The sequence below is a fragment of the Marinomonas sp. SBI8L genome (genome assembly GCF_001624705.1).
Lineage (GTDB): Bacteria > Pseudomonadota > Gammaproteobacteria > Pseudomonadales > Marinomonadaceae > Marinomonas.
The window spans coordinates 1-20640 of sequence record NZ_JSEO01000012.1 but is presented as its reverse complement, the minus strand read 5'-3'; the positions used below and the strand labels follow the sequence as shown (position 1 = coordinate 20640).

The window sequence follows — 20640 nt, the reverse complement described above, 5'->3', positions numbered from 1 at the left end:
GGCCATTTTTATATTATTATTCTAATGCTTAATTAAAGACCTAAATGGCTTTTAACAGCACTGATGCCGTTACCACCAGATTGGGTTTTAACCCCATCTAACCATGCATCTAAAGCACCTGGGTTTTTCGCCAACCACTCTTTAGCTGCTAGGCTTGGTTTCTTACCATCATCAAGAATCGCACCCATGATTTCATTCTCCATTGCTAGAGAGAACTCAAGGTTAGTTAGCAACTTGCCTACATTTGGACATTCTGTGGTATAAGACTTACGAACATTAGTATGTACATCTGCGCCACCATAGTTAGGGCCAAAGTAATCATCTCCACCCGCTAAATATTCCATTTCGAAATTGGCATTCATTGGGTGCGGAGCCCAACCTAGGAAAGCGATCCACTTATTACGACGTGTATTACGCGAAACTTGAGAAAGCATGCCAGCTTCACTTGACTCGACTAACTGAAAGTCACTCAATTCGAACGCATTTGAGTTAATCATGTCTTGGATTATGCGGTTACCGTCATTACCTGGTTCGATACCATAGATACGGCCATTGAATTTTTTCTTGAACTTAGCAAGATCGGCAAAGGTTTTAACGCCAGCATCGTAAGCATTTTTACTTACTGCAAGTGTATATTTTGCGCCTTTTAAGTTAGCTCTTAAATCTTCAACTGTGCCCGCTTTTAAATAAGGCGCAATATCCGCTTCCATAGTTGGCATCCAGTTACCTAGAAAGACATCAATATCACCATTGGCTAAAGATGTATAAGTAACAGGAACAGACAAGAGTTGAGTTTTGGTTTTATAACCTAGGCCCTGAAGAACTTCAGAGGCAACAGCAGTGGTTGCTGTGATATCTGTCCAACCTACGTCTGAGAAACGAACTGTTGAACATTCAGCCGCGATACCTGCACTTGATACAGCTACGGCTGAGGTTATAAATAGAGACTTACTAACTTTAGATAACATAATTTCCCCTCTTTATTTATGCCCATTGGGCTTAGATAGTATTTCAATCGAGATAAGTCTCGCTTAAAAAATACAACCGAATTTATTGAGTAGTATTTATATGTACTTCTAACGTGTTAACGCTTTTACTAACTAATCCTTCATTTAAAAACAGTTTCTAAATACTCTTCAATCAAACTTTCCGAAGAGTGCTTTTCATCACCAGCTAAACAGCTTCTTAACCACATGCCATCTATTAAAGCAGCCAAAGTAGCAGCAATATGACGCGCTTCTTCAATTGCAAAATGCTGTCTTAAAGTGACAACCAAGATGCTATTAAGGCGGCGCGCATAAACTTTTTGTAACCGGGCCAAGTTTTGCGTATGCATGGCAGAAGCCCAAAAGCCTATCCAAGCCTTCATTGCTTGCGCGCTGGTTTGCGATTGGCTAAAGCAAGTATTCGCTATTGCTATTACTTGTTCTTTACATGAAAAAGATTTTTTCGCTTCTAATTGATCATTTAAAATATCAAAAAACTCACGAATTAAACTTTTCATCGTTTCTTCTAAAAGGCCATTCTTACCGCCAAAGTAATGATTGATAATAGCAGGAGATACACCTGCTTTTTTACCAATCACACTCACGGTCGCTCCGGCAAAGCCTAATTCATCAATCGCTTCTATCGCAGCCTTGATTAATTGAGGCTTTCTAATCTCTGGCATTCCTACTTTAGGCATCAAATTACCTTTTTATTAAATGCGCGTTCAATAACCGCATACTAGGACGTAATGATTAAAAGGGTCAAGCTAATGACTCTTTGATGAAAAATAGATAAATAAAATATCTATTTGTTTTTATTAATTATTTTTATAATAACACATTTTTTATGAAGGGATTTTTTGTATTGGTCCATGTCGGTTTAGGATAAGTTGCTTAAATGTTCAACAAACTTCTTTTTTAGTGTGTGGTTCATTTACAACAAGGCATCACCTTTATTTCAAGGTTAAATGAATTTATAACACTTGCTCAGAAACAAACAAGCCAGTAAATTGAATGACACTCTTCGCCATAAAACGAGGACCTATTATCCACACATTGTGGCGAGAGAAGTTATTCACTGCTTCCTCAAAAATAAATTAACAAATCAAACTTTAACATGCACCTAGGAAACTAATCTTTAACGATTGAACGCATCAACTTTCCGCGTACTAAATTTGTAAGGAAACCATCAATGTCAGACTTCCACTTGCAGGAAAATACCCTGATTAAAGCCAAAGATAGACACAATACCCATAGTATCAAGTGGGATAAATTCCCCGATGATGTTATTCCTATGTGGGTAGCGGATATGGACTTTGCTTCACCAGAACCTATTATCAAAGCCATTCAAGACCGAGTCAGCGATGGCGTCTTCGGCTATACAAGAGCGGACGCAGAGCTTGACCAAGCAATTATTGATAATGCAAAAAATAACTATCACTGGGATATTAAGGCGAATCAAATTGATTATCTACCAGGTCTAGTGTGCGCTCTACATGTGGCGGTTCGTGCTTTCACTCAAGAAGATGAAGGCGTTATTATTCCTGGTCCCGTTTATTTTCACTTAACTAAAGCTGCTGAGTTAGCTAATAGAAAAATACATTCTATTCCCATGCAGCTGCTAAATGATCGTTGGCTTCCTGATATGCAGGCGTTTGCTGACGCTTGTGCTGACTCTAATTCCAAACTTATATTGCTCTGTAACCCACATAACCCAGGCGGCACAGTATTTAGCCGTGATGAATTACTACAAATTCACGCCTTAGCAGAACAATATGACCTTACTGTTGTATCTGATGAAATTCATTGTGATTTGATTTTAGACGAAGGCCTTACCCACATTCCTTTTGCTAGCCTCAATCAAGATGCCGCTAGCAGAACCGTTACACTTATGGCTCCAAGCAAAACATACAATGTGGCAGGCCTTGGGCTTGCGTATTCCGTGACACAAAATTTAACGTTAAAAAATAAATTTAATCTCGCCCGTTCAGGGATAATGCCTGATCCAAATTTATTAGCTTTTAATGCAACTAAAGCAGCCTATACTCAGTGCCAAAATTGGCATCAGGACCTAATAAAATACCTAAGAAAAAACAGAGCCTTAATCCAACAAAGGCTAGCACCTACTCAATGTAAAATGGGCAAAATTGAAGCCACCTATTTAGCTTGGATAGATGTGTCACACCTTAGTTTAGATAATGCTGAGGCATACTTTTTGAAGGCTGGAGTAGCTATTTCTGATGGTAAACAGTTTGGCAATCCGAACTTTATTCGCCTAAACTTTGGATGTTCCTATCAACAACTCGACCAAGCACTAACTAGGCTGCTGAAGGTAATGTAGATTCATAACATTACTTCTCTCTATCACATAATTTTGAGCTAGGCCCTTAATTTAAAAGGCTTAGCGCCTATTATTTGAGGCCTTTAGCTGTGTTATGTCGATAGAGAGGTTAGTATGCAAGCGCTCACATCCAGTTTAATGCTACAGGACTATCTCGAAAAACTGCCCATTCATGTAAAGGATGACTTTGAAGAAATCGTCTCATTGATGAGCTTAATCGCTCCTGATGCAACATTAAGTTTAAAATCAGGCATGCCTTTATTTGAAATTGACCACGAAGGGCTATTCGGATTAGCAGCAAGATCAGGTTATTTAAGCCTATACATCCCAGATTCAGAATTATTGAGTCACTTTGAAGAAAGGTTACAGCCCGCTCAAATGGGTAGCGACTGTTTCCATTTTGAAAACCTTGATAAGATGAATCTTAATGTAATTGCGGAACTTTTAAGTAGAGTAAAAAGTGATTTAGTTCATAAGATCCAGCATAAAAAAATTGATCTACATTAAATAATTACAAGAATTAGATAGTAATTATTTCAATTTCTTAATTTAAGAAGCCGACTTAAGGTTTGATGTAAACACCATGACAGATTACGACTTTCGAGTACTGATTTTCCTATTGTGCTTTGCAAGTTTTTTATCCTGGCAAAGCATCAAACCTAAAGTCAAACTAGAGCAAATTGGGCGTCGCTGGCGTCATAATTTGTCTCTTTTTTTTATCGATATTTTTGTCGTAAGGTTAGCACAACCTATCCTTCTAGCGACTCTTGCCTTGTCCATAAATGACACTTCCTTTTTACGACTAGAGTTTTTTGCTGACAAGCCTATTGCCAGCCTTATTCTAGCCATATTACTTCTCGACCTAGCCATATATTGGCAGCATAGAGCCAGCCATACATTTCCATTACTCTGGCGAATTCATCAAGTACATCATACCGATCCACAAATAGATTTAACGACAGCCGTTCGCTTTCACCCAGCAGAAATTTTACTATCACTTGCTTATAAAGCTGCCATTATTTTTGTTTTCTCTATCCCTTTCGAAGCCGTCATTATTTTTGACGTTTTACTTAACTCTAGCGCTTTGTTCAACCACGCCAATGGCTATCTACCGAAAAAACTCGATAAAGTCATCAGGTTTATTCTTGTTACGCCGGATATGCACCGTATTCATCACTCTCAATTGGCTAAAGAAGCAAACTCCAATTACAGTTTCTTCTTAAGTTTTTGGGACCGTCTCTTTAATTCCTATACGTCAGGTGATGAAAATACAGACCTCAACCTAAAAACGGGACACCCGCAATACGCTAGAAATTTCGAAAAGAACCCAGAAAAACTCACCTTATTGTTCTTAATAAAAATGCCTTTTTCATTAAAAAACAATAAAATAGAGAGACAAGAAACCAATTCATAAGGATGAAGTATGAGTATCGTTATGCTGGATGATATGCAAAGTAGAATTCTTGGTAGCCTAATGGAAAAACAGGTTACTACTCCTGATCAATATCCTTTATCTTTAAATGCCCTGACCAATGCTTGTAATCAAAAGTCTAATCGTGACCCTGTTGTAAGCTACTCACAAGGTGAAGTTCAAACAGCTATAGACGCTTTAATAGAAGAAGCCTTAGTTGTCGATACGTCAGACTTCAATAGTCGAACAGCTAAGTTTCAACACAGGTTCTGTAATACTGAGTTCTCGGATAGACAATTTAGCGAACAAGAGTTTGCCATCATTTGTTTATTATTATTACGAGGTCCTCAGACACCTGGAGAGTTAAAATCACGAAGTGGACGTCTTTGCCAATTTTCTAACTCAGCAGAAGTTGAAAGCTGTTTACATACTTTATCAGATAAAAATGGTGTGACTTATGTTCAACAGTTAGCAAGAGAGCCAGGCAAACGTGAATCACGTTTCATCCATTGTTTTAGTGAATATAAGCAAAGCACTAATACAGCTTATGTAAATGAAGCAAGTTCACAAGCACAAACAATGGATGCAGAAAAGCAAACCGGACTTGAAGAAAAAGTTCGCTACCTTGAAGACAAGGTTCTAGATTTAGAAAGTCGACTCGAGATACTTGAACAAGCCTTAAATTAATTCGAACAGCAGTAACAAATCGCATCACTCTTTATAAAGGTGTGTTGCGATATCGCATTAGGAGAAACTTATGAAAAATTTCCGTTGGGGCATTTTAGGTACTGGTAAAATCGCTCACCACTTTGCTAGGGATTTCTCCTTCACTAAATCAGGAGAACTAAGAGCAGTGGCTTCTCGCAATAAGGATACTGCTGATGCGTTTGCGACAGAGTTTGATATCGAATTAGCCTTGCAAGATTACTATTCTTTAATTAATAGTGACGAAGTCGATGTTATCTATATTGCTGTGCCCCATGTTCATCATTACGAACTAACTAAGGCCTGTATTCTTGCCGGTAAAGCTGTACTGTGTGAAAAGCCTTTTGCTATGAATGATTACCAAGCTCAAGAGCTATATGCCCTAGCCCAGAAGCACAAAGTGTTTGTAATGGAGGCTATGTGGACTCGCTTTAACCCTGTTATTGAACAAGTAATTGACTGGGTTGCTGATGAAGAGATTGGTCAGTTAAACAGCATTCAAGCAAGCCTATGCTTTGTTGCTCCAACAGACCCAGAACATAGGGTTAATAACCTAAAACTCGGTGGTGGTGCCTTACTCGATGTGGGAATTTACCCAGTCTTTTTAGCTCAACTATTCTGGGGTAAACCAGATTTTGTTCAAAACCAAGCCATCTTAAATGAAACCGATGTAGACGTGCTTAACCAAATGCTACTAGGTTGGGATAATGGTGCACTCGCCTCTCTAGAGTCTTCTATTATTTCCCACTCTCCGAATAGAGCGGTTCTATCAGGTAGTAAAGGCTATATTGAAATCGATACAGAGTGGCATAAAGCCAAGTCCTGCCGTTTGATTTCAAAAGACAATAATGAAAGAGCGGTGGCTTTTGATTTCCCAGGTATGGGCTATCAATTTGAAGTTGATGAAGTCAATCGCTGTTTAGAAGAAGAGCTCATTCAAAGCCCTAATTTCACTTGGCAGCATAGTCTAGACTTGGTTCAAACCTTGGATGAAATACGACAAGATATGGGAGTAAGGTACGAACAAGACCCTGAAATCCATGATGAAAATATTGAGGAACATCATCACGAACACCACCACCATAAACATTAATAGTGCAAACTTTTAATCTAGATACGATTTAAGCCCAGTTTTCCTGGGCTTTTTTATTTACAATAAATTAACGATCTAAGTTGAGTCGATATTGGGTACAAGCAAGATAACGCCTGTTAAAGCAATAATGATTCTGTATGGTTTCTTGCTCAATAAACCCTTGCTTTTCCAGCACTCTAGCTGAAGCTGGATTATTACTCATTACCCAAGCGGTTAAGCTTTTAAGCCCTAACTGAGTCTTAGCAAGTTCAATCAAACTGGCTAGCGCAAAACTGGCAACACCTTTACCTATTGCAGACTCGGCCACACGATAGCCAACTTCTGCTGTCGAAACCTCATCATCAATGTCTTTGATATTCGCCCTAGCAATCACCTCATCATCTTGAACTACTAAACACGATAATTTTTCTCCTGCATCATAGTCAGATAGTAGGTCTCTAATATGAGCAAGCACCACAGGCCGTCGATAAAAATCATTGCCTCGCGAGGCAATCATACTTTCAAAATAAAGACGATTCTCAAGCTCAAAATCCATCAAGGCTGTCAGGTGCTTCTCATTTAGCAACTCTAACTTCATTCTACCGCTCCTGCATAAATACCTTGATAGTGTTCAACCACAGGAAAAGGGTCATAAAAGTGATGTAATAGTGACTTCCATTCTTGATACTCGGGAGACTCACGAAAACCTACTTGGTGATCTTCAAGGGTCTGCCAATTAACTAATAAAAGGTATCGATTAGGGTTTTCAATACATCGCTGTAATTGGTGAGAAAGATAACCAGGCATGCCAATAATAATGGTCTGAGCTTTAGCAAAAGCCAGTTCAAAACTTTCACTTTGATCCGGTTTCACATCTAATATAGCCACTTCTAAAACTGGATTTTCTGACATTTTAGGCCCTCCTTGAGCAATAAGTAGAAATTTTATTCCCCAACAAACTTGAGATCACACTATGATTAAATGAGTGACTCAGCTTGCTCTTTAGCTAATACCAATTTTTGATTCTGCTTAATCTCGGCCCACGTCTTACCTGATTCTAAGCCAGAAATGCGCTCTTCATATTTATGGCAGGCTCGTGCCAATACTGAATCAATGCTAATACCTCTTTCTTGTTCGATCGCCTGTAAAACATTCAGATAATCCCATAGCACATCAGCTAATTCATCTTCCAAATAACAGTCTCGCTGCTTAGGCATTTCTTCAATAACTTCATCGACTTCTTTTTTAATTTCTTCTAAATAGGTCGAAGAGCCATTTGACCAAGTATTCCCCTGATCTAAAGCACTCTTTCGTTTTACTATTTTTATTAGTTTTTCAAAATCTTGCATTGTGTCCTCATTAAGTCATAAGGCGAAATACTGCCTAGTATTCGCTTATCCATTCAGACAAAGAGTGAATACAGTTAACGGCAGACTTACTCACCCCAGAGAGTTGGAAGAAACCATGAATAACACCGGGATAGGTTTCACTTTTTACTTCCACACCCGAGACTTTTAAACGTTCAGATAAAAGCAAACCTTCATCCAATAAAGGGTCATATTCTGCAGTCACAATATAAGTAGGAGGCAAGCCTTCAAACTTAGCACTCATTAAAACATTTAATTCAGAGTCTTGTTCATCATAATCAGCATCCCCCAAATAAAGCTCAAAACCAGAAAGCAACATTTTGCTCGTAATTATGTAATCAGAGCCATTTGCAGAATAACTAGGAGATAATCCTTTTGGGTCTAGCATAGGATAAATTAACGCTAATTTATTCGGTAACCAATCGGTTTTATTTTTCAAACGAAGCGCTGTAATAAGAGCAAGATGACCACCAGCACTATCACCCATAAAACTAATTTCATTTGCGTTTCCACCAATTCTTCGAGCATGCTCTTTAATCGCTAGAGAACCGAAATAAGCATCATCATGGGCTGCTGGATAGATATGTTCCGGAGCTAAGCGATACTCAATGCAAACAAAAATACAGCCAGACTGATGCGCTAACTCCCTTAATTGCGGGTCGTGCGTTAAAAAACCACCGCTAACAAAACAGCCGCCATGAAAATAGATGCAAAGCGGTAGATCCGTCCCATCTAGTGGCTGATAGATCTTCATATTGATCCCATTTAGCCTTATTTCATATTCAGCAAATAGCTGTGGCGCGGTATCAGCAAGAGAAGTACTCGCTATATACCCAGTTCGCCTGTCTTCAATACTAAGCTCACTGGAGCAAGGCTTACCAGCACTAATAAAATCTTCAACCAAAGGGCGTATACCCTCTTCTAACCTATCTAACACATCCCTTCCTTTAATTCTTACAAGTTTAACCTTTTCATTTTTTATTCGATAAGCTTGCTCACTGGCTAGGGTTTAAAATCAGGGCGAATTCTTGCCATTATCAAGAGGCTGGATAACCTACCATCTTTAAAAATACTAAAACGCTTTTCACCTTCTATTTCAAAGCCAAGCTTTTGATAAAGCGCAATGGCTACAGCATTATCTGCATGTACTTCTAACTCAATTCGCACTAGGTTAAGCCAGTTATCCGCTTGATTGAGTATCTCAACCAACATGGCTTTACCAATCCCTTTACCATGAGCATCAGGGTGCACCGCTATCATCAAAACACCAGAATGCTTCATGCGCATTTTATGTGACGTCATAATTGACACATGGCCTAGTATTTTTGCTGTAACTTCATCAGAGCCCAGTTCTGCAACTAGGTTGTAGCAATTCGGGCGCTCAAATAAACCATCAATTGTTTCAGAATTCAAATAAGGTAGTTGGGAGGTATTTTCCGTCACGCTGGTATGGCGATAGATGTCTCTTAATGCGGGTGCATCGACTTTTTCTAAATGTCGTATTTTGATATCCAAGTGATTTCCTTATGCTTAAAGTTAGTTCTCATATCCTTAACTAAGAATTCTACAGGCTTTTCTCTTCACCTCAATCATTAGCAAGGTGTCACATTCATTAGGCTAGGCTTCTTTAAATTCAGGTTGTGTAAAAGTGATCCCTTTGCGCTCGACACTCGTATAAAGATTAAAACCTATTAAAGTGTCAAATTACTTATGCTAACACCACAGTTAACCAACTCTTCTGTACCAATTACAGATATGCCGATTTTTCCTTTGCATGTCTTCCTATTACCAAAAGGAAGACAAAAGTTAAGAATCTTCGAGGCTAAGTACCTCACCATGGTAATGGCTTCGTTAGAAAGTCGTGGCTTTGTGATTGCGTTTCCTAACCCTGTAAAAAATGACACAGAAGCACAAGAATCAAATACCCCAGTTTCTCATTGGGGGACCTTGGTAAAAATAGTGGACTTTGATCAAGGAGATGATGGCGTTCTCTTGATTGATGTTGAAGGAGAGTTTTTAGTGAGCTTACAAAGCTTTCACTATCAAGATGATGGACTACTTTTAAGCGATTGCTTACCAAGACCACATTGGCCTACAAGCTCAATTTCAGAACCTGTGCCGCCGAAGCCGATATTAGTCGCCACACTGAAGGAGCTGTTTTATCAATATCAGGATTTAAACCTACTTTACCCAATTCCACACTTTGAAAGTGCTCACTGGGTTAATGCAAGACTGCTTGAAGTTTTACCTGTACCACATAAGGTGAAGGCACATTTTATACAACCAGACAGCTTGTCATCATTGACTACTTTTTTGACAACCTATATTCAAGGAAATAATTCATAAGAAAGTGAACCTTATTTTCATTGATTACGTATTAGACTATAAATGATCACTATGGCTGATTTAATATGCACACTAGCATAAAGACTTTTGGGAAATATAAGGATGATAGCATCGCTACCCCACCCCAATTATCAACAGAACTTTGTTGCTGGCTAAACTCAGTTGCAAAGCAAAGGGATAAAAAAGCCTTCACTGAGCTATTTAATTTCTTTGCGCCAAAAATAAAGCGATTTGGCATCAGTAAACTAAATAATGAAGCAATGGCGAATGAACTCGTTCAAGACACCATGTCATTAGTTTGGAAGAAAGCCCACCTTTTTGAAGCAAGTAAGGGCGCAGCCACTACATGGGTTTATACCCTAATGCGTAACACTTGCTTTGACACTCTCAGAAAAATGAAACACAAGGATAATATTTCCCTTTCAGATGATATATGGCCATCTGACTTAACAGAAGAGCTATCCGATGACTCTGAATTTAAAGATCATCTGCTTAATGAAAAAGTCTTGAGATGTATTGACTCTTTACCTCTTGCTCAACAGTCCATCATTAAAGGGGTTTATTACCAAGAACTCACCCAAGAACAACTAGCCAAACAATTAGGTATTCCTTTAGGCACGGTAAAATCACGCCTGCGACTTGCACTTTCAAAATTAAAACAGCAAATGGGAGATAGAGACCATGATTAAACAACACCCGACTCAAGCTGTTTTACGCGCCTTTATCCAAGGGGATCTTGACCCATCTGTTGCCATCATAGTGTCTAGCCACATTGAAATGTGTGAACAGTGCCAAAAAGAGGTTAATCAACTAACAGAAATAGCCGCTGAAAAAGCCTTTGAGCAAGACATAATGGACAGTTTTGATCCATGCACTCATCAAGCATTCGACTCTAGCTTATCTAAAAATATGATTGATGAAATAATGTCGCTACCTCTCGATGAGAGCATGATTGAAGAAAGCGTCCCGAACCAAGAAATGTATGAAGATATAGAGCCAGCTCATTCCGAACAAAATCAAAAGATCATTAGCCACAAAGACGGTCATTTACCTCTTCCCAGAGCGCTAAGTTCTTTAGATGCAGCACCGTGGCAGGGGGTTGGTAAAGTTTCACGAGCTCGCTTTCAATTCAATGATGATGAAAGGCGTTTAAGTCTTCTCAAAATAGATAAAGGCGGGCAAATTCCCCAGCATACTCATACTGGTATAGAAATCACTCTCTTATTAGAAGGTAGTTTTGAAGACGATATGGGCACATATCAAAAGGGAGATTTCATCTGGTTAGATAAAGCGCATACCCATTCACCTATTACGCAAGATGGCTGCATATGTTTAACCCTAGTCAGTGATGCTCTTCACTTTACTCAGGGCTTTTCTAAATTGCTTAACCCCCTAGGGAAACTCATTTACTAGCTTTTCATGCATTTCTAATAAAATTAACTAACCTTAATTAAAACAAGGTATTAAAAGCAAAATAAACAAAAGAGAAGAATGAAAGCTTCTCTTTTTTTATGCCTGAGTATCAGCTTTCTTCGATATTAATCAGGCTTTCTCATCACCAATACTAAAAACTAATTTTAAACAATTGTGATCTAAAACCCATTCACTAGCGTATTGGTAATTAATGAGTTTATAAGCGTAAACATTAAAAGGCATAAATCATGGCAAACACCTTATGGTTAGATAACTTTATTACAACCTACAGCAAGTTAGGTGTAGATAATTTACATCTACTTAAAGAGATCTATCACCAAGATGTTCAATTTGTTGACCCTATGCACAAGCTAAAAGGTCTAGACACTTTGCTTAATTATTTTGATGAACTCTATACCCAAGTGAGCCATTGTCAGTTTGTTGTCGAAGAAGTATTAGAGGCTGACAGTGAAGCGGCTATTTATTGGACCATGACCTTTTGTCATAAAAAATTAAATAAACAGCAGCCAATTAAAGTGCAAGGACATTCCCACATAAAAAGCCAAGATGACAAGGTTATCTTCCATCGTGACTATCTAGATCTTGGTGCCATGCTTTATGAACAAATTCCGCTTTTAGGTGCACTTATTAAAAGTATTAAGTCTAGAGCGAGCCAAGCATGAAAATCATGATAACAGGCGCCACTTCAGGTATTGGATACCAATTGGCTATGGCCTATGCAGAAAAAGGGCACCAAGTGATTGCTTGCGGTCGCAATCAAGCCAGATTAGAAGAGTTAGTATCGCAAAGTGTCAATATCACCAGTCTTTGTTTTGACCTAACTCAGTATCAGGATTACCCAGATTTAAAAGAGTCATTAGATATGCTTATTTTTAATGCGGGTGATTGTGAATACATAGACGACAGCCTAAATTTTGATGCAAAAATGTTTGAGAGAGTCATTAAAATCAATCTAATTTCTGTCGCATACGGCTTAGAGAAATGGCTTAAACATATCAATAAAAAAGGACGATTGGTCCTCGTTAGTTCAAGTGCCGCACTTTTACCTCTACCAAGAGCAGAAGCCTATGGCACATCTAAAGCAGGGTTAACCTATTTAGGTAAAACACTGGCTATATCTTTAAAAGAGCATGAGATTAATGTCACCACAGTACACCCAGGTTTTGTAGATACTCCTCTGACTCAAAAAAATAATTTCCCCATGCCAATGCTTATTAATAGTAAAGATGCTGCGAGCAAAATCATACGAGGAATTGATAAAGAGAAATCAGAAATCAACTTCCCTACTGTCTTCGTACTCTTAATGAAGTGCTTTAGCTTTCTACCTCTTTCAATTTGGCAACGGCTCGCCTCAAGGATGGTTTAAAAATGAAGAATATTGCCATTATAGGTTCAGGTATATCAGGACTAACTTGTGCTCACTTACTCGACCCAGAGCACAATGTCACAGTGTATGAAAAAAACCATTATGTAGGTGGTCACACGGCAACAATAGACATAGAACATAAGGGTGAAAAGCTAGCGATTGATACAGGTTTTATTGTGTTCAATAACAGAACCTACCCCAATTTCATAAGGTTGCTCGACAAACTGGGCGTTAATAAAAAAGAAACTGAAATGAGCTTTAGCGTTCATAACCCGAAATCAGGTTTTGAATACAATGGACACACTATTAATACCCTGTTCGCTCAAAGAAGAAACCTATTAAAACCTAGATTTTGGAAACTCATTTTTGAAATTGTTAAATTCAATAGGCTTTGTAAAAAAGCCTTTCATGAAAATGATTTTAGCCAAGCCAAGACTTTAGGCGATTTCCTAGCTAAACAAGGTTTCTCTAGCTTCTTTGCTGAACATTACATTTTACCCATGGGAGCTGCAATCTGGTCCACAAGCTTACAAGAGATGGAGGCGTTCGAGCTTAAATTCTTTATTCAGTTTTTCTTCCATCATGGATTACTCAATATTGTCGATCGTCCCCAATGGTATGTTGTTGAAGGTGGGTCACGGAGTTATGTAAGTAAAATCACAGATAAGCTTACCCAAGCAATTCAGCTAAACACGGACATTAGACAAGTCACACGTCAAGCTGATGGCGTACATCTATTATTTGCTAATGGTGATGAAAAAATCTTTGATGAGGTCATTTTTTCCTGCCATTCAGACCAAGCCTTACAATTACTCGGCGATGCAAGCCTCGATGAAAAGGCAATTTTAGCGGGTATTCCTTATAGCCCCAACCAAGTCACACTACATACAGACACTAAACTTCTACCTAAACGGAAACTTGCTTGGGCAAGTTGGAATTACAGATTAGATAAAGCATCGGATCACCCAGCTTGTGTGACTTATATTATGAACATTTTGCAAGGTATCAAAAATGATTCAACCTTTTGTGTAACCCTCAATCAAGATGCGGCAATAGACCCAGATAAGATTATTCAGTCCTTTACTTATCATCATCCAGTTTTAAATACCCAAAGCGTGAGTGCACAAAACAAAAGGCATCTTATTTGCGGTAAAAACAACACTCACTTTGTTGGCGCCTATTGGTACAACGGCTTTCATGAGGATGGTGTAAAAAGCGCTCTTGACGTAACAAAACGATTTGGAGCAGGGTTATGACAGGTTTAAGTGCTCCGCAATCCCCGATTTCACTCAAGAGTGGCATCTACTCTGGCAGCGTTAGGCACAGACGTTACGCCAAGGTGTTTCACCAATTTAGCTATCGTATTTATATGATGGGCCTAGATTTAGATGAGCTAGAGCACACGAATAAATTAAGTAAACTCTTTGGCAGTCGTTGGTTTAATCCGATTCGCTTTCAACAAGCTGATTATATCAAATCTGAAAGCGGAGACTTAAAGCAAAGAGTCCAAAGTAAAATCATCAAACTTGGTGGTCATTGGAAGCACACTAACCGTGTCATGATGCTAGCCCAATGTCGCTGTCTTGGGCTCTATTTCAGTCCAATTAACTTCTACTTTTGCTATAACGAAGACGGTGAATGCCAATACATGTTAGCCGAGGTTAGCAATACCCCATGGCGAGAAAGACACTATTACCTCATCCCCATAGGACAAGAAGTAAAAGTTAAAAAAGACTTTCATGTGTCTCCCTTTATGGAAATGGATATGGATTACCATTGGCAAATTACCCCACCTGAACACAAAGCCATAGTACATATAGAGAACCATCAAGCTAGCAAGGTTTTTGATGCGACTCTTACCTTAAAAAAACAAACGTTGGATGCAAAACAACTAAGAGCAACCTTAGTGTCATTACCTTCTATGACACTCAAAATTCTGCTCGGCATTTATTGGCAGGCCCTAAAACTCTTAGTTAAACGTGTGCCTTTTGTCTCTCACCCAGACTCCAGCTCTAACACCTAATTTATTGATTATGATGAGAGGTTTTCCATGGAAAATATTGTGAAACAAAGACAGCAGTTTAAGCAAAATAACATCAATTCGACTGACGTTGGCGGTAAAGTTTCTCAAAGTCGTCGCATTATTTTTGCTCTACTCAGCCAACTTAAAGATGCTCAACTTGAGCTGATTGAAGCGCATGAGAGTTATTTTTTTGGTGATGAAAGTACGGATCTCAAAGGGCAAATAGTCATTCATGATTTAAGCTTTTATATAGATGTTTTAGCAAATGGCAGCATAGGTGCAGCGGAGGCTTTTCTTGACTCTAAATGGACCAGCCCAGATCTGACTAAAGTCATACAAGTCATGGCAAGAAACTCTATAGAGCTAGATAAGATCGAAAGAAATATGAGATGGTTATCTAAGTTAAAAAACCTCTTTTTAAGACGTAAAAACATCAACTCAGAGCAAGGCTCTAAACGTAATATTCTTGCCCACTACGATATTGGTAATGATTTATACCAAGGCTTTCTAGATACTTCTATGCAGTATTCTTCTGCTATCTATAATGATAAAGCGCAAAGCCTAAGCCAAGCTCAAATAAACAAAATGAAAACAATTTGCGAGCGGCTTAGCTTGACCGCGAATGACCATGTTATAGAAGTTGGTACTGGCTGGGGCGGTTTAGCGATTTATATGGCTCAAAATTATGGCTGCAAGGTCACAACCACGACTATTTCAGATGCTCAGTTTGACTATGCGCAAAAACAAGTTAATGAACTTGACCTAGAAGATAAAATCACCCTTCTCAAACAAGATTATAGAAAGCTTTCGGGCCAGTATGACAAGTTAGTATCTATAGAGATGATTGAAGCCGTAGGACATGAGTTTCTTCCTACTTTCTTTTCTACCTGCTCAAACCTACTTAAGCCAAGCGGCAAAATGCTCATTCAGTCCATCACCATTGCCGATACTCGATATGAACAATACCGCAAGGGTGTGGACTTTATTCAAAAGTATATTTTCCCTGGTGGTTGCTTACCTTCCATTGCAGAAATGTCCCGTCATTTTGAAAAAAGTACCGATATGGTGATACATCAAATTAATGATATTGGCTTGCACTATGCTCGTACCTTGGACGACTGGAAACAGGCTTTCGAGAAGGAATGGGAGCAACTTAAACAGTTAGGTTATAACGAAGAGTTTAAACGCCTTTGGTTATTTTACTTTAGCTATTGTGAAGGCGCTTTTTTAGAACGTGTTATCAGCACGCACCATATAGTTGCAAGAAAGCCAAGATATCAAGGTGCAGAAGATGAAGTGGTTTTGGCTTATTAATTTAGGGCTCTTTCAAGCAAGTTGGCTAGTGGCAGCTTTTTTTACTCAATATGCTGCCCCTATTATCTTCGCTTTTATTTGTTTGAATTTTTACTTATCACCGAGTACCAAAGCCGATTTTAAACTGCTTGCTCTCATTGGCGTTGGGATTTGTATTGATAGCTTGCACTTTTATCTTGGCACCTTTAAAGCCGATACTCGCTTTTTTCCTATTTGGTTAATCATGCTATGGGCCATGTTCAGTATCAGCTTTAACCACAGTTTCAATTGGTTTACTAAGCAAACTTATTGGCTTCTAGCCTTAGTTGGTGCAGTTGGAGGCACTTTAAGTTATTGGGGAGGCATAAAGGCTGGAGCATTAAGCAATAGCGATTTATCAACCAGCACAAGTTTAATCTATTTAGCTTTAAGTTGGGCCATCGTCTTTCCTCTGCTAGTTAAAGTGTATAGGCAGCTTGTCCCCTCTGATTTCTATCAAGTTAGGTGATATATGAAATACTGGTTAATGATTTTTTTCGTCAGTTCACAGGCATGTGCCACCCCCATAGAGCACCTAACAAAATTAGGTGAAGGAGAGATGAGTTACTTATTTTGGACCTTGTATCAAGCAGAGCTCTATGGCACGAACCAGCAAGTGGACTTAAACAATCAAGATGAGCTCGCCCTGAAAATTATCTATCAAAAGACAATTTCAAGTAAGGCGTTAGTCGATGCCACCAAGGATCAATGGCAGAAGCTTAACTACACCAATGAAGAGATAGACAAATGGCTAAAGCATTTAACAAGTTTTTTTCCAGACGTACAGAAAAAAGACAGTTTACTGCTTAAGCTAGATTCACAAGGACAAAGTCAGTTTTATTTTAACCTTGAGCCACTTGGAGTGATTCAAGACCCAACATTTGGTCCTGCCTTTTTGGCTATTTGGTTATCAGAAAACACCTCAGAACCCAAATTAAGAAAACAGCTATTAGGGCTCTCACAATGACTTCTCATTCGATAAATGCTTAAAAAGGCGAATAACTAACCCATGACAAAATTAATCAAAATAATCACGCTTTTTTTTATCAGCCTATCCATCATGGCTTGTAGTTCACCTAGTTTAGATAAGCATTTAGGAAGTACACCTGAACTCAAACTAGAAACATTTTTTCAAGGTGAGCTTGTTGCCTATGGCATGGTATTAGATCGCTCAGGCAACTTGCTAAGGCGTTTCAACGTAAAAATGATGGCTGATTGGCAAGGCAATAAAGGAGAAATTAAAGAATGGTTTGAATTCGATGATGGAGAGAAGTCCATTAGAATATGGCAACTAGAAAAAGTAGGAAACAATAACTACATAGGACAAGCTGCAGATGTTATTGGTATAGCAAAAGGCCGAACTCAAGGCTCTGCATTATATTGGCAGTATGATCTTGAGATTGAGGTAGAAGGCGAAAACTATACTGTCACACTTGATGATTGGATGTTTTTACTGGATCAAGATCGACTCTTTAATAAGACAGACATGACTAAATTTGGTTTCAAGGTGGGAGAAATCATTATCTACATTGAAAAGCTTTAGTTGTGAAAGTGAATGACTCTGAAGCTTACTCACCTAATCTAGCACAAAGATAAAAGCCCGCCTTCTGAGTTAGGCCTTTATTATCTCGCATTATTTTTTGAAATGACTAAGCAAAAAATCCTCGCGCTAAATGTTTCAAACCACTTTTTTGTATGAGGTAACATATTTCTAACCTTATTAAATAAGACAGTTTTAGCAGAGTAGAAATATGATGACCAAAGTAACAACAGATAATACCCCAATAGATTTTCAAAAAGTCAGTAATGCATTAGATAAAGCCAAAATTCCCTCTCTTGCTAAAGCATCTATTCGAGAACTCGTTGCATTAGTTAATACAATTGAGTCAGATACAGGTGAAAAGTACATTCGTATGGAAATGGGAGTACCAGGATTACCAGCACCTAGCATAGGGATTGAAGGAGAGATTAAAGCACTGGAATCTGGTGTGGCCTCAAAATACCCCATGCTTGAAGGCATACCTCAACTCAAGCAGGAAATCAGTCGCTTCTGTGAGTTGTTTATGAATATCAAAGTAAGCTCTATTGGTTGCTTTCCCACTGTTGGTGCAGCACAAGGCGCACTAGCCTCTTTCCTAGTAGGTAATCGAACTAAAGAAAAAGGCGCGACCCTCTTTATTGATCCAGGATTTCCTAATCAAAAGCGTCAACTAGAAATGATAGGACAAACATGGGGGAGCTTCGATGTTTACAACCACAGAGGAGATGCACTTGGAACAGAACTAGAAAGGCACTTAGCCAGTGGCCAATACACAACACTTCTTTACTCTAATCCTAATAACCCTGCTTGGATTTGCTTTAACGAAGAAGAGCTAAAGACGATAGCAACTTTAGCTAAAAAGTATGATGTGATTGTAATAGAAGATCTTGCTTATTTTGGTATGGACTACAGAGAAGATTATAGCATTCCAGGTGAGGGGCCTTATCAGCCAAGTATTGCTCATTATACGGATGAATACATCTTACTGATTTCAAGTTCAAAGGTATTTAGCTATGCCGGACAAAGAATCGCTAACCTTGTTATTTCTGATGCGCTGTTTGAACGCCAGTATCCAGCACTCAATACAAACTTCACCCATGATCAATTTGGTAAAGCCATAATTTTTGGAGCCTTAGCGGGCTTATCTGCAGGTGTAACGCACTCAACACAATATGGCTTAAGTGCTATGTTAAAAGCATCAAACGATGGCCAGCTACCTTTTTTAAACCTAACTAAGGTATATCAAGATAGAGCAGCGAAAATGAAAGCCTTATTCATTAAATATGGTTTTGAAATTGTCTACGCTGAAGACAATGGGACACCACTCAGTGATGGTTTCTACTTCACCTTCTTTCATCCAAATCTAGATGGTGACGCCCTATTAACTAACCTGCTTTATCATGGTATCAGTGCTATCTCTTTGAATAACACAGGTTCAGAACAGATAAAGGGTGCAAGAGCTTGTGTCTCACAAGTACAGGATGAACAGCTAGAGGACCTTGAGGCACGCCTAAAAGCTTTCCATACTAGATTTAAATAGCTCATCAAGCTGCTCAAAGATACAGATTAAGATGAGTCTCTTAATCTGTATCTCTCAAGATTAGAAGCGGTATCCAAGTGAAAGAGAGGTATTAATTACCTCGTGATCCGCAGTTAAATTGGAAGGTTCAATCCCCATTTTGATATAAGAAAGATCCAGCCCTAAGCTAACCTTATCATCTAGAATATATTCAAGACCTAAACCATAATAAGGGTCCATACCATCATCATCAAAAGTCCAGATATTAGTTGAAGAAGTAAAAGCTTCTACTGTGTCAAACTCCCAAAAAGAAATACCACCTCTTGCTGATAGCTTTAACTTCTCATTGATAGGAAGAAGACCTTGTATACCAATACTCTTAACAGAAGATTTTGTCCTAACTGATACAGATGATGTTTTATAACTGGCACTTCCGTAATTAACATAAGATACATCTAATGAAAAGTTATCATTCATAAAATAAGAGAATCTAATGCCTTTTGAGGTACTATCTCCTTCTTTAGTATCTTCACCTACTACATTTATAGCTTGGTTAGCACGACCAAGAAGAGCTTCTATACTAAAGTTTTCTGACGCATAAGTAGGAAAAACATAGGCATTGGCTAATAAAATTACACTTACTAATTTCTTTTTCATCTTCTAGCTCATTTACGAATAAACTGAAGATACTAACCAAGTCACTCAGATAGAAAAACTAGCATAAATGAAAAACAAAGTTTCATTTATGCAAACAAATTCAAAGCGATAAATCCTCCATTTACGTTTCAAAATAGGAAGCGGGATGGAATCATTAACAACCCAGTGGTTATCAAGAAACGCTAACCACGAGATCTACTCTAGTATTAAAATGTCGTTTAGAGGGGCACCTTAGTTCTAACGCCAGCAGAGCTGACGAGTATACATTCCCACGGAGGAGAAGCTGTGAAAGAATTAACGTCAATGACTTTTTATGAATCAAAAAGCTTTTCTGTAGTTTAAGAACCCTTTATGAAGATTACAGAGAGCATCTTTTTTTAAAGGCTTTGAGGCTCCTCTGAGGAGGTTAAAGAATACTTTTTCTACTGGCAGTAAGCTTTAAAACCCTTCATACCAATAATATTTAGCACACGGGTAAAATTGTAGGCTAGATTCATTAATGACCACTCTCCTTTGACCTTTTTAAACCCTCTAACAAGGA

General features: G+C 38.5%; 25 protein-coding genes. 17 read left to right on the top strand and 8 right to left on the bottom strand.

Going from position 1 to position 20640, the window contains the following annotated elements; translation table 11 throughout:
• Positions 1-32: 32 nt before the first annotated feature.
• Positions 33-968, bottom strand: a complete 936-nt coding sequence (locus OA91_RS17180) for a choline ABC transporter substrate-binding protein (protein ID WP_063339249.1) — start codon at positions 966-968, stop codon at positions 33-35.
• 140 nt (positions 969-1108) lie between these two features.
• Complete coding sequence (betI, locus tag OA91_RS17175; protein WP_063339248.1) at positions 1109-1684, bottom strand: transcriptional regulator BetI; 576 nt, start codon at positions 1682-1684, stop codon at positions 1109-1111.
• 494 nt (positions 1685-2178) lie between these two features.
• Here betI and OA91_RS17170 point away from each other — a divergent pair, with 494 nt between their 5' ends.
• From OA91_RS17170 to OA91_RS17150, 5 genes are all read left to right on the top strand, one after another.
• Complete coding sequence (locus OA91_RS17170; RefSeq protein WP_063339247.1) at positions 2179-3327, top strand: MalY/PatB family protein; 1149 nt, start codon at positions 2179-2181, stop codon at positions 3325-3327.
• 114 nt (positions 3328-3441) lie between these two features.
• Positions 3442-3834 carry a DUF1801 domain-containing protein gene (locus OA91_RS17165; RefSeq protein WP_046015096.1) on the top strand — a complete coding sequence of 131 codons (393 nt, stop codon included), beginning with the start codon at positions 3442-3444 and terminating at the stop codon, positions 3832-3834.
• A 76-nt stretch (positions 3835-3910) separates the two neighbouring features.
• Complete coding sequence (locus OA91_RS17160; protein WP_063339246.1) at positions 3911-4741, top strand: sterol desaturase family protein; 831 nt, start codon at positions 3911-3913, stop codon at positions 4739-4741.
• A gap of 9 nt (positions 4742-4750) precedes the next feature.
• A complete protein-coding gene (locus OA91_RS17155) occupies positions 4751-5425 on the top strand; it encodes a YceH family protein (protein WP_063339245.1) in 675 nt (224 codons plus the stop codon).
• 70 nt (positions 5426-5495) lie between these two features.
• Entirely contained in the window at positions 5496-6536 is a 1041-nt protein-coding gene (locus OA91_RS17150; RefSeq protein WP_063339244.1) for a Gfo/Idh/MocA family protein, read from the top strand.
• Between the two features lie 67 nt (positions 6537-6603).
• Here the strand turns inward: OA91_RS17150 and OA91_RS17145 are convergent, their stop codons facing one another.
• From OA91_RS17145 to OA91_RS17125, 5 genes are all read right to left on the bottom strand, one after another.
• Positions 6604-7113: a GNAT family N-acetyltransferase gene (locus tag OA91_RS17145; RefSeq protein WP_063339243.1), complete on the bottom strand. Its 510-nt coding sequence runs from the start codon at positions 7111-7113 to the stop codon at positions 6604-6606.
• Entirely contained in the window at positions 7110-7427 is a 318-nt protein-coding gene (locus OA91_RS17140) for an antibiotic biosynthesis monooxygenase family protein (RefSeq protein WP_063339242.1), read from the bottom strand. Before OA91_RS17140 ends, OA91_RS17145 begins: the two co-directional genes overlap by 4 nt.
• Before the next feature lie 65 nt (positions 7428-7492).
• Positions 7493-7864 (bottom strand): MazG nucleotide pyrophosphohydrolase domain-containing protein, encoded by a 372-nt coding sequence (locus OA91_RS17135; RefSeq protein ID WP_063339241.1) that lies wholly within the window; start codon positions 7862-7864, stop codon positions 7493-7495.
• Positions 7865-7898: 34 nt separating this feature from the next.
• Entirely contained in the window at positions 7899-8819 is a 921-nt protein-coding gene (locus OA91_RS17130; protein WP_063339240.1) for an alpha/beta hydrolase, read from the bottom strand.
• 65 nt (positions 8820-8884) lie between these two features.
• Complete coding sequence (locus OA91_RS17125; protein ID WP_063339239.1) at positions 8885-9397, bottom strand: GNAT family N-acetyltransferase; 513 nt, start codon at positions 9395-9397, stop codon at positions 8885-8887.
• Positions 9398-9592: 195 nt separating this feature from the next.
• On the opposite strand from OA91_RS17125, the gene OA91_RS17120 reads away from it, so the two are divergent.
• From OA91_RS17120 to OA91_RS17065, 12 genes are all read left to right on the top strand, one after another.
• Positions 9593-10228 (top strand): LON peptidase substrate-binding domain-containing protein, encoded by a 636-nt coding sequence (locus OA91_RS17120; RefSeq protein ID WP_063339238.1) that lies wholly within the window; start codon positions 9593-9595, stop codon positions 10226-10228.
• A 65-nt stretch (positions 10229-10293) separates the two neighbouring features.
• Positions 10294-10917, top strand: coding sequence for a sigma-70 family RNA polymerase sigma factor (locus OA91_RS17115; RefSeq protein WP_063339237.1), 624 nt, complete (start codon positions 10294-10296; stop codon positions 10915-10917).
• Positions 10910-11641, top strand: a complete 732-nt coding sequence (locus OA91_RS17110; RefSeq protein ID WP_063339236.1) for a ChrR family anti-sigma-E factor — start codon at positions 10910-10912, stop codon at positions 11639-11641. The genes OA91_RS17115 and OA91_RS17110 overlap by 8 nt, the downstream gene beginning before the upstream one ends.
• 248 nt (positions 11642-11889) lie before the next feature.
• Positions 11890-12324, top strand: coding sequence for a nuclear transport factor 2 family protein (locus OA91_RS17105; protein ID WP_046015085.1), 435 nt, complete (start codon positions 11890-11892; stop codon positions 12322-12324).
• Positions 12321-13028 carry an SDR family NAD(P)-dependent oxidoreductase gene (locus OA91_RS17100; protein WP_063339235.1) on the top strand — a complete coding sequence of 236 codons (708 nt, stop codon included), beginning with the start codon at positions 12321-12323 and terminating at the stop codon, positions 13026-13028. The genes OA91_RS17105 and OA91_RS17100 overlap by 4 nt, the downstream gene beginning before the upstream one ends.
• 2 nt (positions 13029-13030) lie before the next feature.
• Entirely contained in the window at positions 13031-14284 is a 1254-nt protein-coding gene (locus OA91_RS17095) for an NAD(P)/FAD-dependent oxidoreductase (protein WP_063339234.1), read from the top strand.
• The gene (locus OA91_RS17090; RefSeq protein ID WP_197477835.1) at positions 14281-15051 is read left to right on the top strand and encodes a DUF1365 domain-containing protein; all 771 of its coding nucleotides are present in this window, start codon (positions 14281-14283) and stop codon (positions 15049-15051) included. Before OA91_RS17095 ends, OA91_RS17090 begins: the two co-directional genes overlap by 4 nt.
• A 27-nt stretch (positions 15052-15078) precedes the next feature.
• Complete coding sequence (locus tag OA91_RS17085) at positions 15079-16365, top strand: SAM-dependent methyltransferase (RefSeq protein ID WP_063339233.1); 1287 nt, start codon at positions 15079-15081, stop codon at positions 16363-16365.
• Complete coding sequence (locus OA91_RS17080; RefSeq protein ID WP_063339232.1) at positions 16343-16852, top strand: DUF2878 domain-containing protein; 510 nt, start codon at positions 16343-16345, stop codon at positions 16850-16852. Before OA91_RS17085 ends, OA91_RS17080 begins: the two co-directional genes overlap by 23 nt.
• Positions 16853-16942: 90 nt before the next feature.
• Entirely contained in the window at positions 16943-17350 is a 408-nt protein-coding gene (locus OA91_RS17075; RefSeq protein WP_231870395.1) for a chalcone isomerase family protein, read from the top strand.
• 42 nt (positions 17351-17392) lie between these two features.
• Entirely contained in the window at positions 17393-17926 is a 534-nt protein-coding gene (locus OA91_RS17070; protein WP_082827989.1) for a DUF3833 domain-containing protein, read from the top strand.
• 208 nt (positions 17927-18134) lie between these two features.
• On the top strand, positions 18135-19463 hold the full coding sequence (locus OA91_RS17065; RefSeq protein WP_231870394.1) for a pyridoxal phosphate-dependent aminotransferase: 1329 nt from the start codon (positions 18135-18137) through the stop codon (positions 19461-19463).
• 60 nt (positions 19464-19523) lie between these two features.
• Here OA91_RS17065 and OA91_RS17060 read toward each other — a convergent pair whose 3' ends face one another.
• Positions 19524-20099, bottom strand: a complete 576-nt coding sequence (locus OA91_RS17060; protein ID WP_063339229.1) for an outer membrane beta-barrel protein — start codon at positions 20097-20099, stop codon at positions 19524-19526.
• Positions 20100-20640: the final 541 nt, after the last annotated feature.